The 12,847-nt window shown below is 67.2% G+C and carries 11 protein-coding genes and 2 tRNA genes; 6 read left to right on the forward strand and 7 right to left on the reverse strand.

From position 1 onward, the window contains the following. Positions 1-186 precede the first annotated feature (186 nt). Complete coding sequence (gene rpmB / locus AC6A67_RS06250; protein WP_498035685.1) at positions 187-474, reverse strand: 50S ribosomal protein L28; 288 nt, start codon at positions 472-474, stop codon at positions 187-189. A gap of 821 nt (positions 475-1,295) precedes the next feature. Between rpmB and AC6A67_RS06255 the strand changes: the two genes are divergently transcribed. Both AC6A67_RS06255 and AC6A67_RS06260 read left to right on the forward strand, forming a co-directional pair. Then, a complete protein-coding gene (locus tag AC6A67_RS06255; RefSeq protein WP_498035686.1) occupies positions 1,296-3,602 on the forward strand; it encodes an NADP-dependent malic enzyme in 2,307 nt (768 codons plus the stop codon). Between the two features lie 206 nt (positions 3,603-3,808). Then, positions 3,809-4,339 carry a hypothetical protein gene (locus AC6A67_RS06260; RefSeq protein ID WP_498035687.1) on the forward strand — a complete coding sequence of 177 codons (531 nt, stop codon included), beginning with the start codon at positions 3,809-3,811 and terminating at the stop codon, positions 4,337-4,339. Positions 4,340-4,529: 190 nt separating this feature from the next. Here AC6A67_RS06260 and AC6A67_RS06265 read toward each other — a convergent pair whose 3' ends face one another. From AC6A67_RS06265 to trxA, 3 genes are all read right to left on the reverse strand, one after another. Beyond that, positions 4,530-4,751, reverse strand: coding sequence for a Trm112 family protein (locus tag AC6A67_RS06265; RefSeq protein ID WP_498035688.1), 222 nt, complete (start codon positions 4,749-4,751; stop codon positions 4,530-4,532). A 108-nt stretch (positions 4,752-4,859) separates the two neighbouring features. Next, on the reverse strand, positions 4,860-5,528 hold the full coding sequence (locus AC6A67_RS06270; RefSeq protein ID WP_498035689.1) for an LON peptidase substrate-binding domain-containing protein: 669 nt from the start codon (positions 5,526-5,528) through the stop codon (positions 4,860-4,862). Positions 5,529-5,660: 132 nt separating this feature from the next. Continuing rightward, complete coding sequence (gene trxA / locus AC6A67_RS06275) at positions 5,661-6,551, reverse strand: thioredoxin (protein ID WP_498035690.1); 891 nt, start codon at positions 6,549-6,551, stop codon at positions 5,661-5,663. Positions 6,552-6,834: 283 nt separating this feature from the next. On the opposite strand from trxA, the gene AC6A67_RS06280 reads away from it, so the two are divergent. Further along, positions 6,835-6,909, forward strand: a tRNA-Gly gene (locus AC6A67_RS06280). 327 nt (positions 6,910-7,236) lie between these two features. After that, positions 7,237-7,311, forward strand: a tRNA-Gly gene (locus tag AC6A67_RS06285). A 174-nt stretch (positions 7,312-7,485) separates the two neighbouring features. Here AC6A67_RS06285 and AC6A67_RS06290 read toward each other — a convergent pair. After that, positions 7,486-8,493: a linear amide C-N hydrolase gene (locus AC6A67_RS06290; RefSeq protein ID WP_498035737.1), complete on the reverse strand. Its 1,008-nt coding sequence runs from the start codon at positions 8,491-8,493 to the stop codon at positions 7,486-7,488. Between the two features lie 228 nt (positions 8,494-8,721). Beyond that, positions 8,722-8,931, reverse strand: coding sequence for a heavy-metal-associated domain-containing protein (locus tag AC6A67_RS06295; RefSeq protein WP_498035691.1), 210 nt, complete (start codon positions 8,929-8,931; stop codon positions 8,722-8,724). A gap of 372 nt (positions 8,932-9,303) precedes the next feature. Here AC6A67_RS06295 and AC6A67_RS06300 point away from each other — a divergent pair, with 372 nt between their 5' ends. After that, the gene (locus tag AC6A67_RS06300; RefSeq protein WP_498035692.1) at positions 9,304-11,910 is read left to right on the forward strand and encodes a heavy metal translocating P-type ATPase; all 2,607 of its coding nucleotides are present in this window, start codon (positions 9,304-9,306) and stop codon (positions 11,908-11,910) included. Then, positions 11,907-12,329: a Cu(I)-responsive transcriptional regulator gene (cueR, locus tag AC6A67_RS06305; protein ID WP_498035693.1), complete on the forward strand. Its 423-nt coding sequence runs from the start codon at positions 11,907-11,909 to the stop codon at positions 12,327-12,329. Before AC6A67_RS06300 ends, cueR begins: the two co-directional genes overlap by 4 nt. A gap of 56 nt (positions 12,330-12,385) precedes the next feature. Here the strand turns inward: cueR and AC6A67_RS06310 are convergent, their stop codons facing one another. Further along, positions 12,386-12,835, reverse strand: coding sequence for a hypothetical protein (locus AC6A67_RS06310; protein ID WP_498035694.1), 450 nt, complete (start codon positions 12,833-12,835; stop codon positions 12,386-12,388). Positions 12,836-12,847: the final 12 nt, after the last annotated feature.

Consider the following 12,847-nt stretch of genomic DNA (forward strand, 5'->3'; position numbering starts at 1 on the left):
AGTTGACGGCACACAAGCTGAGGCATCAGGGCGGCGCGCCAGAGCGTCGCCCTTTTTATTGGCGCTGCGGCAGGTTTGCGTGGTCAGCGAGGCGGCGCGACGAGACGGCGTGACCGGATGCAGACAACAAAAAAGGCGGCCCAGGGCCGCCTTTCAGCAAACGGAAATCCGTTCAGGCCAGTCGCCTCAGTTGGCGGCGGCCTTCTTCTCGATCTCGCGCTTCAGGGCGAGCGCGCCCTGCGACAGCTCGGAAGCCGACGCCTTGGCGAGGAAGCCGTCGAGGCCGCCACGATGCTCGACCGTGCGCAGCGCAGCGGCGCTGACGCGGAAACGGACGGCGCGGTCAAGGGCTTCCGACAGAAGGGTCACGTTGCACAGGTTCGGAAGGAACCGGCGCTTGGTCTTACGGTTTGAATGGCTCACGAGATGGCCGGTCAGAACGGCCTTCCCAGTCAGCTCGCAACGGCGGGCCATGATAGTTGTCCTGCTCAACGGCGAAGCGAGGCAGTCCCGGATCACGGGCGCTTGCTTGACCGACAATTCCATGAAGTGCCGGAGCTATACTGGCGCACAGGGCGCCCGTCAACCCATGCTGGCGGCTCTGGCGGCCAGGATCGCGTCGTTGCGGGCAGATCCGGCGTGAATTGCGCCCGCTGCGCGACGCCTTGAGCGCGCTATCCCCGCCCTTTCAACATGCGACGGACACAACCTTCACTATACGGAAAGGCTATTGTGCCATATTTCCGGGGAAGCTTGCCGCCGGGCCCGGCGCCGACGATGGCTGGCGCCCTGTGAACGGTGCGCCAGCCGCGGTCCGACCGTGGCGATGCGGCGACAGCCAGCTGGCGCGGGGTGCGGTTACCGCAGCCAGCGGTCCTGCGTCTGGCGACGATGACGCCGGGCGCGCGACGCGCGCCGACAACGACGCGCAAAAGAACGATCCGGGAGCAAACGTCGGGAGGACGCCGCCACCGTGCAGACCAGCGCGATCGGCCTGTCCGGTTGCTGCTTGCCCAGAGTTGCTTGCCCAGAGTTGCTTGCCAGTGCTGCTTGCCCAGTGCTGCTTGCCCGGGCGATGGGCGACGCGGCATCGGGTCATGCCTGGCCGGACTGTCCATGGCGGCGCCATCTGGGTCTTGGGGGGGGCGCTGTGTCATGTCAGGCGCATGACGCGGCGCACGCCCAGGGCTCTCACTCTCACTTGACGGGCGTCGCCCTGATCAGGAAAGTTTGCCCTCCCGGACCAGGCGGCGCGTCTGTCGTGTCGCGCCGGCGACCTGTCTGGAGTTTTTGCATTGGCGGCTCATCTTTCGAACGATCTCAAATCTGGCGCGCTCGTCTATCACAGCCACCCAAAGCCCGGAAAACTCGAGATCAAGGCGACCAAGCCGCTTGGCAACCAGCGCGACCTCGCGCTCGCCTATTCGCCAGGCGTCGCCGCCGCCTGTGAGGCCATCGCCGCCGATCCCGCCGACGCCGCCCGCTACACCATCCGCCAGAACCTCGTCGCCGTGCTGTCCAATGGCACCGCCGTGCTCGGCCTCGGCGACATTGGCCCGCTGGCCGCCAAGCCGGTGATGGAAGGCAAGGCGGTGCTGTTCAAGAAATTCGCCGGCATCGATGTGTTCGACATCGAGGTCGCCGAAAAAGACCCCGAGCGGCTGATCAATGTGGTGGCGGCGCTGGAGCCGACCTTCGGCGGCATCAATCTTGAGGACATCAAGGCGCCGGAATGCTTCGAGATCGAGGAGCGGCTGCGCGAGCGCATGGCCATCCCGGTGTTCCATGATGACCAGCATGGCACCGCCATCATTGTCAGCGCCGCCGTCAGCAATGGCCTGGAGCTGGCCGGCAAAAAGATCGAGGACGTCAAGATCGTCGCCTCTGGCGCCGGCGCGGCCGCCCTCGCCTGCCTCAATTTGCTGATCTCCCTTGGCGCGAAGCGCGAAAATATCTGGGTCACCGACATCGACGGCGTGGTCTATGAGGGCCGCCCGACGCTGATGGATCGCTGGAAGGCCAAATTCGCCCAGAAGACAGAGGCGCGCAGTCTCGCCGATGTCATCGACGGCGCCGATATTTTCCTCGGCGTCTCGGCGGGCGGCGTGCTGAAGCCGGAATATCTGGCGAAGATGGCCCCGCGCCCGCTGATCATGGCTTTGGCCAACCCCTATCCGGAGATCATGCCGGACGAGGCGCAGAAGGCCCGGCCCGACGCCATGATCTGCACCGGCCGCTCGGACTTCCCCAACCAGGTCAATAACGTCCTGTGCTTCCCCTTCATCTTCCGGGGCGCGCTGGATGTGGCCGCCACCACCATCAATGAAGAGATGAAGATGGCGGCGGTGCGCGCCATCGCCGAGCTGGCGCGTGAGGCGCCCTCCGACATGGTGGCGAGCGCCTTTGGCGGCGACGTGCAGCCCTTCGGCCCCAACTCGCTGATCCCCAATCCGTTCGATCCGCGCCTGATCCTGCGAATCGCGCCCGCCGTGGCCAGAGCCGCCATGGAGACGGGCGTCGCCACACGGCCGCTGGCCGATCTGGACGCCTATGCCGACAGCCTGTCGCGCTTCGTCTTCCGCTCGGGCTTCGTGATGAAGCCGCTGATCAGCCGGGCCAAGGCTGATCCCCGGCGGGTGATCTATGCCGAAGGCGAGGACGAGCGCGTGCTGCGCGCCGTGCAGGCGATCACCGAGGACGGCTTCGCCCGCCCCATCCTCGTCGGCCGTCCGGCGGTGGTTGAGGCGCGCATCAAGCGCTTCGGCCTGACCATCCGCCAGGGCGTGGACTTTGACCTTACCAATCCGGAAGATGATCCGCGCTACCGCGACTACGTCGCCACTTACATCGAGGCGGCGGGCCGCAAGGGCATCACCCCGGACGCCGCCCGCACCCTGGTGCGCACCAATAATACGGTGATCGCCGCCCTCGCCGTGCGGCGCGGCGACGCCGACGCCATGATCTGCGGCCTCGAAGGGCGCTTCCAGAGCCGCCTGCGCCACATCGCCGACATTATCGGGCTGCGGCCTGGCATCCATGAGATGTCGGCGCTGTCGCTGGTAATCACCTCCAAGGGGCCGTTCTTCATCGCCGACACCCATGTGCGCCATGATCCCAATGCCGAGCAGCTGGCGGAAATGGCCATCGCCTGCGCCAGCCATGTGCGGCGCTTCGGCATGGAGCCGCAGATCGCCATGGTGTCGCATTCTGACTTCGGCTCATCGGATTCGCCGTCCGCCCGCAAAATGCGCCATGCCACCGACATCGTCCGCGAACGCGCGCCGGAACTGGTGATCGACGGTGAGATGGCGGCGGACACCGCCCTGTCGCAGCTGGTGCGCGACCGGGTCTATCCGCATTCGCCGCTGTCGGGCGCGGCCAATGTGCTGATCATGCCCAATCTGGATGCGGCCAATATCGCCTTCCAGATGACCAAGGCGATCGCCGACGCCCTGCCGGTCGGGCCGATCCTGATTGGCCCGGCCCAGCCGGCCCATATCGTCACCCCTTCGGTGACGGCGCGCGGCATCGTCAATATTTCGGCCATCGCCGTGGTCGAGGCCCAGGATCGCGAGCGGGCCGCTCTGGCTGGCCAAGGCTGAACAGACCGGCAGTTCTAGCGATGGCAAGAGGCCCCTGACCCTGGTCAGGGGGCTCTTTCGTTACGGCGCATCCCAACGACAGCGCCAGGCGTAGCGCAGGCGGCGATAACGCCGGCGCAAGCTGTGGCCTGCGTGCAAAAACCGGTGCGAGCCTTGTCTGGAGGTGTTTTAATCTGCCCCAGCAAAAAGGCAGGGGCGCACGGGCGATGAGTTTACTGAACCAGACAGGCAGCGCAGCGGCGCGCAGCTGCGGCCCCTGCACCTTGTGCTGCAAGGTGATGGGCATCACGGCGCTGCAGAAGCCGCGCGGGCGCTGGTGCCCGCATTGCCAGCCCGGCAAGGGCTGTAGCGCCTATGACAGTCGCCCCGACGAATGCCGCAGTTTCGCCTGCCTGTGGCTCGGCGAAGGCTTCCTGGGAGAGGAGTGGCGGCCAGATCGCAGCAAGCTGGTGCTGTACACCGAACATGGCGGCGCGCGCCTCGTGGTGCAGGTCGACCCAGGCGCCGGCAATGTTTGGCGACGTGAGCCGTTCTACAGCCAGATTCGCGCCTGGGCCCAGGCCGCCACGGCTGGCCGACGCCAGGTGCTGGTGGTCACAGGCGACAACACCACCATCGTGCTGCCGGATCGCGAGCAGAACCTCGGCCGGCTACGCGACGGCGACCAGGTGATCGTGCATGAGCGCTATCGCGATGGCCGCGAGGTCTGGGACGTCGAGGTGCAAGGCGCCGCCTGACGCCAGAATGCGATGAGGTTGGCTGATCGGGTTCGTTCAAGGCCGGGCGGCGACTGACCATGGGAGGTCGCGAATGCGTCAGCATTTTCGTGGCCTGGTATGCGCGGGCTCACGGCGCCCGGTAGGCATCACCGCGTCAGGCGCAGCGGCCGTGGCTGGCGGCATGGCCAGCGTCAGGCGCAGCGGCGGCTCAGTCGAGCGGGCGCGCCTCATCTGGCAGCATGATCGGGATGCCGTCGCGGATGGGATAGGCCAGACGCGCCTGGCGGCTGATCAGCTCCTGGCGCTCTGCGTCATATTCCAGCGTCGCCTTGGTCAGCGGGCACACCAGCAGCTCCAGCAGGCGGGGGTCGAGCCGGGTGGCGGCGTTGGCGGGGTTATTGGCGTCAGTGTCTGGCTGTGTGGCCGTCATCGGGGCCTCCATCTGGTTTGCTCCACCGTCCGCCCCGCTGCTGTGGGGGCGTCTGATGGCGCTGCATGCTCTCTCATCGATTTCAAAACGCGCTCAAGTGGCGGCGGCTCATTGCAGCGACGGGTCGGAGCCGGCGCCGCCATTGCCGCGCGCCAGCTCGATCTCGGTGATCGCCACCAGCATTTCGGCGCGGCTCTTCAGATCCGGCGCCTCGAGCAGCGCCTGCTTCTCGCGCAGGCCATAGGGGCTCATCATCGACAGCGCATTGACCAGGGCCTCATTCGACGCCGCCCGGACGCCACGCCAGTCGATGCGCAGCCCCTTGGCCTTGACGAAGGCTTCGAGGGCGGCGAGCACCGCCTGACGATCCACATCGTCCTCACCGGCCCGCGCCGAAAAATCAATCTGGAATGGCGTGTAGTCCACCCTCGCCTGGCGATAGGGCGTGGTGACCTCCAGCTCCTCGACGAGGCGGAAGCGGCCGACGCCCGTCAGGGTCACCAGATAGCGGCCATCGCCGGTCTCCGCGAAATGGGTGACGCGCCCGGCGCAGCCCACCGCATAGAGCGCAGGAGCTTCGGACGCATCCTCCTGCTTCATCGGCTGGATGATGCCGATCACCCGGCGCCCGGCGAGCGCGTCATCGACCATGGCCAGATAACGCGGCTCGAAAATATTCAGGGGCATCTCGCCGCGCGGCAGCAACAGCGCCTCCGCCAGCGGAAACAGCGGAATGGTCAGCGGGCAGTCCTGCGGCCCCCGATATACAGCGTTCATCACCACGGGATAACGCCCCTTTCCCGCCCTTACGGGCGTCCTGGTAGCCATGCCGCATCACCGAAACTTGCGTGCGGCGTGGCCAGCTGCGCGCCAGTCGCCGGCGGCAGATAACGACAGTTGGCTGGCGCCTCAGGCGAACATCATCGACGACAGACGGCGGCGGCCGTGCACGGTCGCCGGGTCCTTGGCGCCCCAGGCGTCGAAGAATTGCACCAGCTGCTTGCGCGCCGCCTCATCATTCCAGGCGCGATCCTTGCGGAAAATCTCAAGCAGTGCGTCCGCCGCGCCCTTGCGGTCGCCCATGGCGTTAAGCGCCAGCGCCAGATCAAAGCGCGCCTCGTGGTCATCGGCATTGGCGGCGAGCCGCGCCTCAAGCTCGGAGGTCGCGCCGAGATCGCCGGCCTGTTCCGCCAGCTCAAGCGTCGAGCGCGCCGAGACGATGGCCGGGTGGGTGGCCTTGTCAGCAGGCGCCAGCGCAAGGAACTGCCGGGCCCCGTCAAGGTCGCCCAGCGCCACGTGCAACTTGACGAGGCCGGCGATGGCGTCGGCATTGTCCGGCTCCTGATCCAGAACCGCCGCGAAATGCTCCGCCGCGCCCTGCACATCGCCCGCCACCTCAAGCGCCGCCGCCTGCTCCAGCAGGGCGTCGACCTCCGTGGGGCCGAGCGGGCCGACGAGACGCTCGATGAAGCTGCGGATCTGCCCTTCCGGAACCGCGCCCATGAAGCCATCAACCGGCTGGCCGCGCTTGAACGCCACCACCGCCGGGATCGACTGAATGCCCATCTGGCCAGCGATGTCCGGATGCTCGTCGATATTCATCTTGACCAGGCTGACCTTGCCGCCGCTGCTGGCGACGACCTTCTCCAGCACCGGCGCCAGCTGCTTGCATGGGCCGCACCATGGGGCCCAGAAGTCCACCAGCACTGGCGCCGTCATCGACGCCCGGATCACGTCATTGGAGAAGCTGGCCGTGGTCACGTCCTTGATGGCGGACGCTGCAGTGGTCGTGTCGGTCATGGTCGGTGACATCCTGGAAGCTGGCGCGGGCAGACCGCGCGCTGGCAGTATTCGTTCCTGCAGCCAAAATGGGGCTTTGCGCGGCAGAAAACAATTGCGCCGCGCTGGCGAAAGCGCCCGTCCGCCCGTGATGGCGCAAGGTCGCCCGCCCTCGCCGTGGCGGCGTTTTCCACATCTGGCGTGACCGCAGCAGTTTTTTCAGCCGCCGGCCGCGCCGCCTCTTGCATCACGCCGCCATCCAGGGCACATAGCGGCCATCGGCGACGGCAAATCGCCGACGGAAGCGGGTGTAGCTCAGGGGTAGAGCACAACCTTGCCAAGGTTGGGGTCGAGGGTTCGAATCCCTTCGCCCGCTCCAAATATGGCCAGCAGGAAGTCGCCGTGAGGCGGCTTTTTTGCGTTTTGGGGCCGGCGTTGTGGACCGACGCTTTGGGCGCGGATCGCGCCTGTGTGTGGCGCCATCTGCGGCGCCTGCCCAGCATCCGCTGTGTGTGCTGCCCTGCGCCCCTGCTTGCATCGCTTCGCACAGGCTTGGCGATCAGGCCGCCGGGCGGAGACACAGCGCGCAACGCCCCAGCCGTCCACAGCCGCCCACAGACGTTGACGCGCCCTTGCGAAAGCTGTTGCGCGCCGGCCGGATTTGAGGCACATAGCGCCCATCGGCGACGACACATCGCCGACGGAAGCGGGTGTAGCTCAGGGGTAGAGCACAACCTTGCCAAGGTTGGGGTCGAGGGTTCGAATCCCTTCGCCCGCTCCAAATATGGCCAGCAAGAAGTCGCCGGAAGGCGGCTTTTTTTGCGTTTTGGGCCTGGCGCTTCGCCGCTTCTGCCCTCGCCGGCTGGCGGCGAGGCCCCGGGGACCGAAGCCTGAGGCGCAGCCGTACCGGCGCGCGAGGCGGCGTCCGGGCGAGGCCCCGACGCCGCGCCGCGGCTTACAGACCGAGGAATTCGAACGGTTTGGTTTCGACGAATTTGTCGTTGGTCGCGCCCGAATAGGTGTTGCGCTGGTCCGGACCGAGATCGAGCTTCAGCACCTTGCCGCTGTCTTTCGAAAAATCGATGCGGTCGAGATCGACCCAGAACACGTTCGGGGTCAGGGCTGAATCGAAGAAATAGCGCAGGTTCTTCTGGTCAGCCACGGTGCGCCAGCGGGTGGAGGAAATGTTGGGCTGGTCGGGCGTGGTGATGCCATAAGGCACCGAGACGTTGCGTATGACGCTGAACACGCTGGCTATCGCCTTGCGCTGGTCTTCGAACTTCGGGATGGCGTTGACGTAAAACGCGGCGCGGGCGAAGCGGTCGGCGGCGCGATTGGTGCCAGGCAGCATCGCCAGACCGCCAATCTCCTTCCAGTAGGCGTTGAGCGCCAGCTGCCGCTTGAAGGTCGGCGAATTGGTCATCACCTGGAAGTCGCGGCTGTGATGGATGATCTGCTTGCCGTCGATATATTCGATGATGGCGCTGTCGCCGCTAGCGTCCGAGATCGACAGATGCAGCGTGGCGAGCCGGTCCTGACCCGGCACCTTGTCGGTGACCAGGGTGAAGGGCTCGCTGCGCAAATGCTTCACCGCTTCGTCGACCGTGGCGAACTGGTCGAGCACATATTGCGCCCAGGCCGAGATCGACAGGCCTGGCGTCTTGCCGTCGTATTTCGGATATTCCGACTCGGCCAGCCACAGCACATTGGCGACGAGGCCCTTCTCGTTCATGCCGTCGGTGGTTGAGATGTCATAGGCCGTGGCGATGACGCTGCCATATTTGGCCGCCCATTTTACCGAGTTGGGCCCCGCCTTGCCGTTGCGCTCCATGCCGCGCGGGAACACCCACAGATTGGTGCCGATCTCCTCCGACCAGTCCATCGACCGAGCGGTGATGTTGAGATTGTTGTCGCCCTGATAGACCAGACGCGTGCAGGCCTCGGCCACGGAAGCGAAGGCCATGGCGCCAGCCAGGGTCCCTGCGAGGCAGGCGCGGGCCAGTGACGTGCGGTAGATGTTCATCGCTTTTCCTGATCTGACGGGCATGGCCCATGGTAGATTTCGCCGGGATGAAGCCATCAGACGGCGTGAATTTTAGCAATATTGCGCAGAATGGCCGGCTCATCGGAGATAGACAACCAACCATTGCACCTGTCAGCCGTGACAATGCGCGTGTTTATCCGGAGGCCCTCAGTCCTGTTTCAGGTGGCGCGCCGGATAACCGGCGACCTCGAGTGCTTTTAACAGACGCTCCGCCGGAACAGCGGCGTCAAGCGTGAGCGTATGCGCCGCAAGGTCCGGGGTCAGCGTCGCCGCCACATCAAGGGCGCGGACCGCCGCCGTGATGGTAGCGACGCAGTGGCCGCAGCTCATGTCTGGCACGTGCAAGTGGATCGCCATGTCAGTCTCCCGTCTGTCACCCTGAAGCTGGGCGGTGGCGGTCACAAGGTCAAGCGTATCGTCAAGCACCAGCTTCGCGTGAGCACTGGCGCGAGGCTTTGAAGCGGGGCCTGGAGAAAGCGCGCCGGGACCGGAAGGCCGGCGCCATATTGGCCCGAAGGCGCCTCACACTTCGCTTGACCTTCCAGTGACTGGAAGGGCTAGCCTCATCGCATTACATGACGGGTGAGGGCTGGCCGCTGGCAGGAACCTGGCGGGAGCCTGGCGGGAGCCTTGAGTGCAGACGCCATCAGGTCCGGTCAGCGCCTGCCGACGAGCCGGTTGCTGGCGGGCGCGATGCGCCCTGCCTCGCGCGGCGACGGGAGATAGGCCATGACAGCGGCGCACGACAATATCCAGCTAACTGGTCAAGGCGGAGCGTCGGGCGAGCGGCTGCGCCAGGGGGCGAACAATGCGCCAGGCGCAGCTCCCGGCGACGCGCCGCGCGCCGATGGGCGCTGGCTTGTGCCGGTCAACGGCATGAGCTGCGCCTCCTGCGTGCGACGGGTCGAACAGGCAATCCTCGCCGCGCCAGGCGTCGCCGAGGCGGCGGTCAATCTGGCCAGCGAGAGCGCGACGGTGCGGCTTGCGCCCGGGGGCGCCGTCGCAGATGTGGTCGCCGCCATCCATGGCGCCGGCTATGAGGTTCCGCAGCAATCCGTGGTTATCGATGTGGACGGCATGAGCTGCGCCTCCTGCGTCGGGCGGGTGGAGCGCGCGCTCAGCACAGCGCCAGGCGTCACCGCCGCCAGCGTCAATCTGGCGACCGAGCAGGCGCGCGTCAGCTTCATCGCCGGTCTCAGCAGCCGCGCGGCGCTGGAGCAGATTATCGCCAAAGCAGGCTATACGCCGCGTCCGGCGGCCGATAATCAGGCGACGGCGGCGAGCCTGTCAGAGAGTCGCGCGGCAGAGCGGGCCCGCGACATGGCGGCGCTGCGACGGGATCTGCTCATCGCCGCCGTGCTGACCGTGCCGGTGTTTGTGGTGGAGATGGGCGGCCATCTGGTCCCGCAGTTGCATCATTGGCTGGCCGATCAGTTCGGCGGCCATACGCTGCATGTGTTCAGTTTTGTGCTGACGACACTTGTGCTGTTTGGTCCCGGCTTACGGTTTTTCACCAAGGGCTTTTCTGCGCTGGCCCGGCTGGCGCCCGACATGAATGCGCTGGTGGCGCTCGGGGCCGGCGCCGCCTGGGCCTATTCCACCATCGCCACCTTTGCCCCTGCCTGGCTGCCGCAAGGCTCGGCCCATGTCTATTTCGAAGCGGCGGCGGTGATCGTCACGCTGATCCTGCTGGGGCGCCTGCTGGAAGCGCGCGCCAAGGGGCGCACGTCAGAAGCCATCCGTCGGCTTGTTGGCCTGCAGCCGCGCACGGCGCGCGTGATGCGCGATGGCGGCTACGCAGATATCGCCATCGACGCGGTGATGGTCGGCAATCTGGTGCAGGTGCGGCCCGGCGAGCGCGTGCCCGTCGATGGCGCGGTGGTCGAGGGCCGCTCTTACGTCGATGAGGCGATGATTTCCGGCGAAAGCGCGCCGGTGCTGAAGCAGCCTGGCGATGAGGTGATCGGCGGCTCGGTCAATCAGGCCGGCGCCCTGACATTCCGCGCCGCCCGGGTGGGCGCCGACACCGTGCTGGCGCAGATTATCGCCATGGTGGAGCGGGCCCAGGGGGCGAAATTGCCGATCCAGGGCGTGGTTGACCGCATCACCATGTGGTTTGTGCCGGCGGTGATGGCGGCGGCTGCGCTGACCTTCATGGTGTGGCTGGCGTTTGGCCCGCAGCCGGCGCTGGGCCTTGCGCTGGTCAATGCGGTGGCGGTGCTGATCATCGCCTGCCCCTGCGCCATGGGGCTGGCGACGCCGACCTCGATCATGGTGGCGACGGGCCGCGCGGCGGAGCTGGGCGTGCTGTTCCGCAATGGCGAGGCGTTGCAGTCGCTGGGCGACGCCAGGGTCATCGCCTTGGACAAGACCGGCACGCTCACCGCCGGCAAACCTGCGCTGACCGATCTGGTCAACGCCGGCGCGTTCAGCCGGGCGGAGGCGCTGCGGCTGGCGGCGTCGGTCGAGGCGCTGTCTGAACACCATCTGGCCAAAGCAGTGGCCGAGGCGGCGGAACGCGAGGGCGTGACGCCCGCGCCGGTGCAGGACTTCATCGCCGAGCCAGGGCGCGGCGTCAGCGGCGTGGTCGACGGGCGCAAGGTGCTGGTGGGCTCGCAACGTTTCGTACAGGCGGCTGGCGTCGACACCAGCGTGCTGGAGGCGGTTGCGGCGCAGCTGGCGGCGGAGGCCAGATCGCCATCCTGGGTGGCGGTGGATGGCGCCCTCGCCGCCGTGCTGGCCATCGCTGATCCGCTGCGGCCGACGACGCCGCAGGCCATCGCCGCGCTGCGCGCCATGGGCTTCAAGCTGGCGATGATCTCCGGCGACAATCGCCGCACCGCCGACGCCATCGCCGCCCGGCTCGGCATTGACGATGTCGAGGCCGAGGTGCTGCCCGACGGCAAGGTGGCGGCGCTGGAACGGTTGCGCGCCGCCCATGGCCCCGTGGCCTTCGTGGGCGATGGCGTCAATGACGCCCCGGCGCTGGCGGCGGCGGAGGTGGGCGTCGCCATCGGCACGGGCACGGATGTGGCGATCGAGAGCGCCGACGTGGCGCTGATGTCGGGCGATCTGATGGGCGTGGTCAACGCCGTGGCGCTGTCACGGGCCAGCATGCGCAACATCAAGGAGAACCTGTTCTGGGCCTTTGGCTATAATGCAGCGCTGATCCCGGTGGCGGCGGGGCTGCTTTATCCGGCCTGGGGGGTGCTGCTGTCGCCAATGCTCGCGGCAGGCGCCATGGCGCTGTCCAGCGTGTTCGTGCTCGGCAACGCACTGCGGTTGCGGCGCTTCACGCCGGCGCAGGCCGCCGACGCCAGGGGAGGCGCAGCATGAATATTGGCGCAGCGGCGCGGCGCTCCGGCCTGCCCGCCAAAACCATCCGCTATTACGAGGACATTGGACTTCTGACACCAGGGCGGGCCGGGAACGGCTATCGCGATTACGACGAGGCGGACGTGCACCGGCTGCGCTTCGTGCAGCGCAGCCGCAGCCTCGGTTTCTCGGTGGAGGAATGCCGCCAGCTGCTGTCGCTGTATGACGACCGCGACCGGGCCAGCGCCGATGTCAAACAGCTCGCCGAGAGCAAGCTGGCCGAAATCGACCGCAAATTACGCGAGCTGACCAGCCTGCGCGACACGCTGCGGCTGATGGCGCGCGATTGCCATGGCGACGCCCGCCCCGACTGCCCGATCCTCGATGGCATTGCAGGCGACGGCCCCTGTCGGGGCGGCGCAGGCGCAGGCGCAGATTGAGGCAATTGGCGCGGTTTTGTCTGGCGCGCGTCGGCCTGGCCTTAGGGGTCGGCCAATCAGCGGTCGCCCGGCAGGCCGCTGCAACGGCCGATAATGCGCTGCGCCTGCAGGCGTCCGCCCGACCAGCGACCCTGCACCCGCAAGCACTCGCCCTTGCGCCAGGAGGCGCGGATATGGGCGCGCATGGCGGCGTCAGCGTCAATGGGCGGATCGCCATCGCCCCACCACAGCGGCCAGCGCGCACGTTCGCCCGGCAGCGCGGTCTCCGCCATCACGCCCGTGGACGGACACGGCGGCCTGACGCACATGATGCCGGTGAAGCCGATACGAAAAACGCGCAGCGGCGGCGCGGCGTCTGCCGGGGCGGCTGCTGGCGGAGGCGTCGTCGACGCGGCGGCGCAGGCGTGGCCCGCGTCCGCCATGAGCACAAGGGCTGACAGCAGCATGAGACAAGAGGCCGGAGGCGCCTTGCGTCGGGGGAAGCCAGAATACGACAATCGCGCCATGGGCTGTCTCCC

The sequence above is a fragment of the Camelimonas sp. FR25 genome (assembly GCF_059740505.1).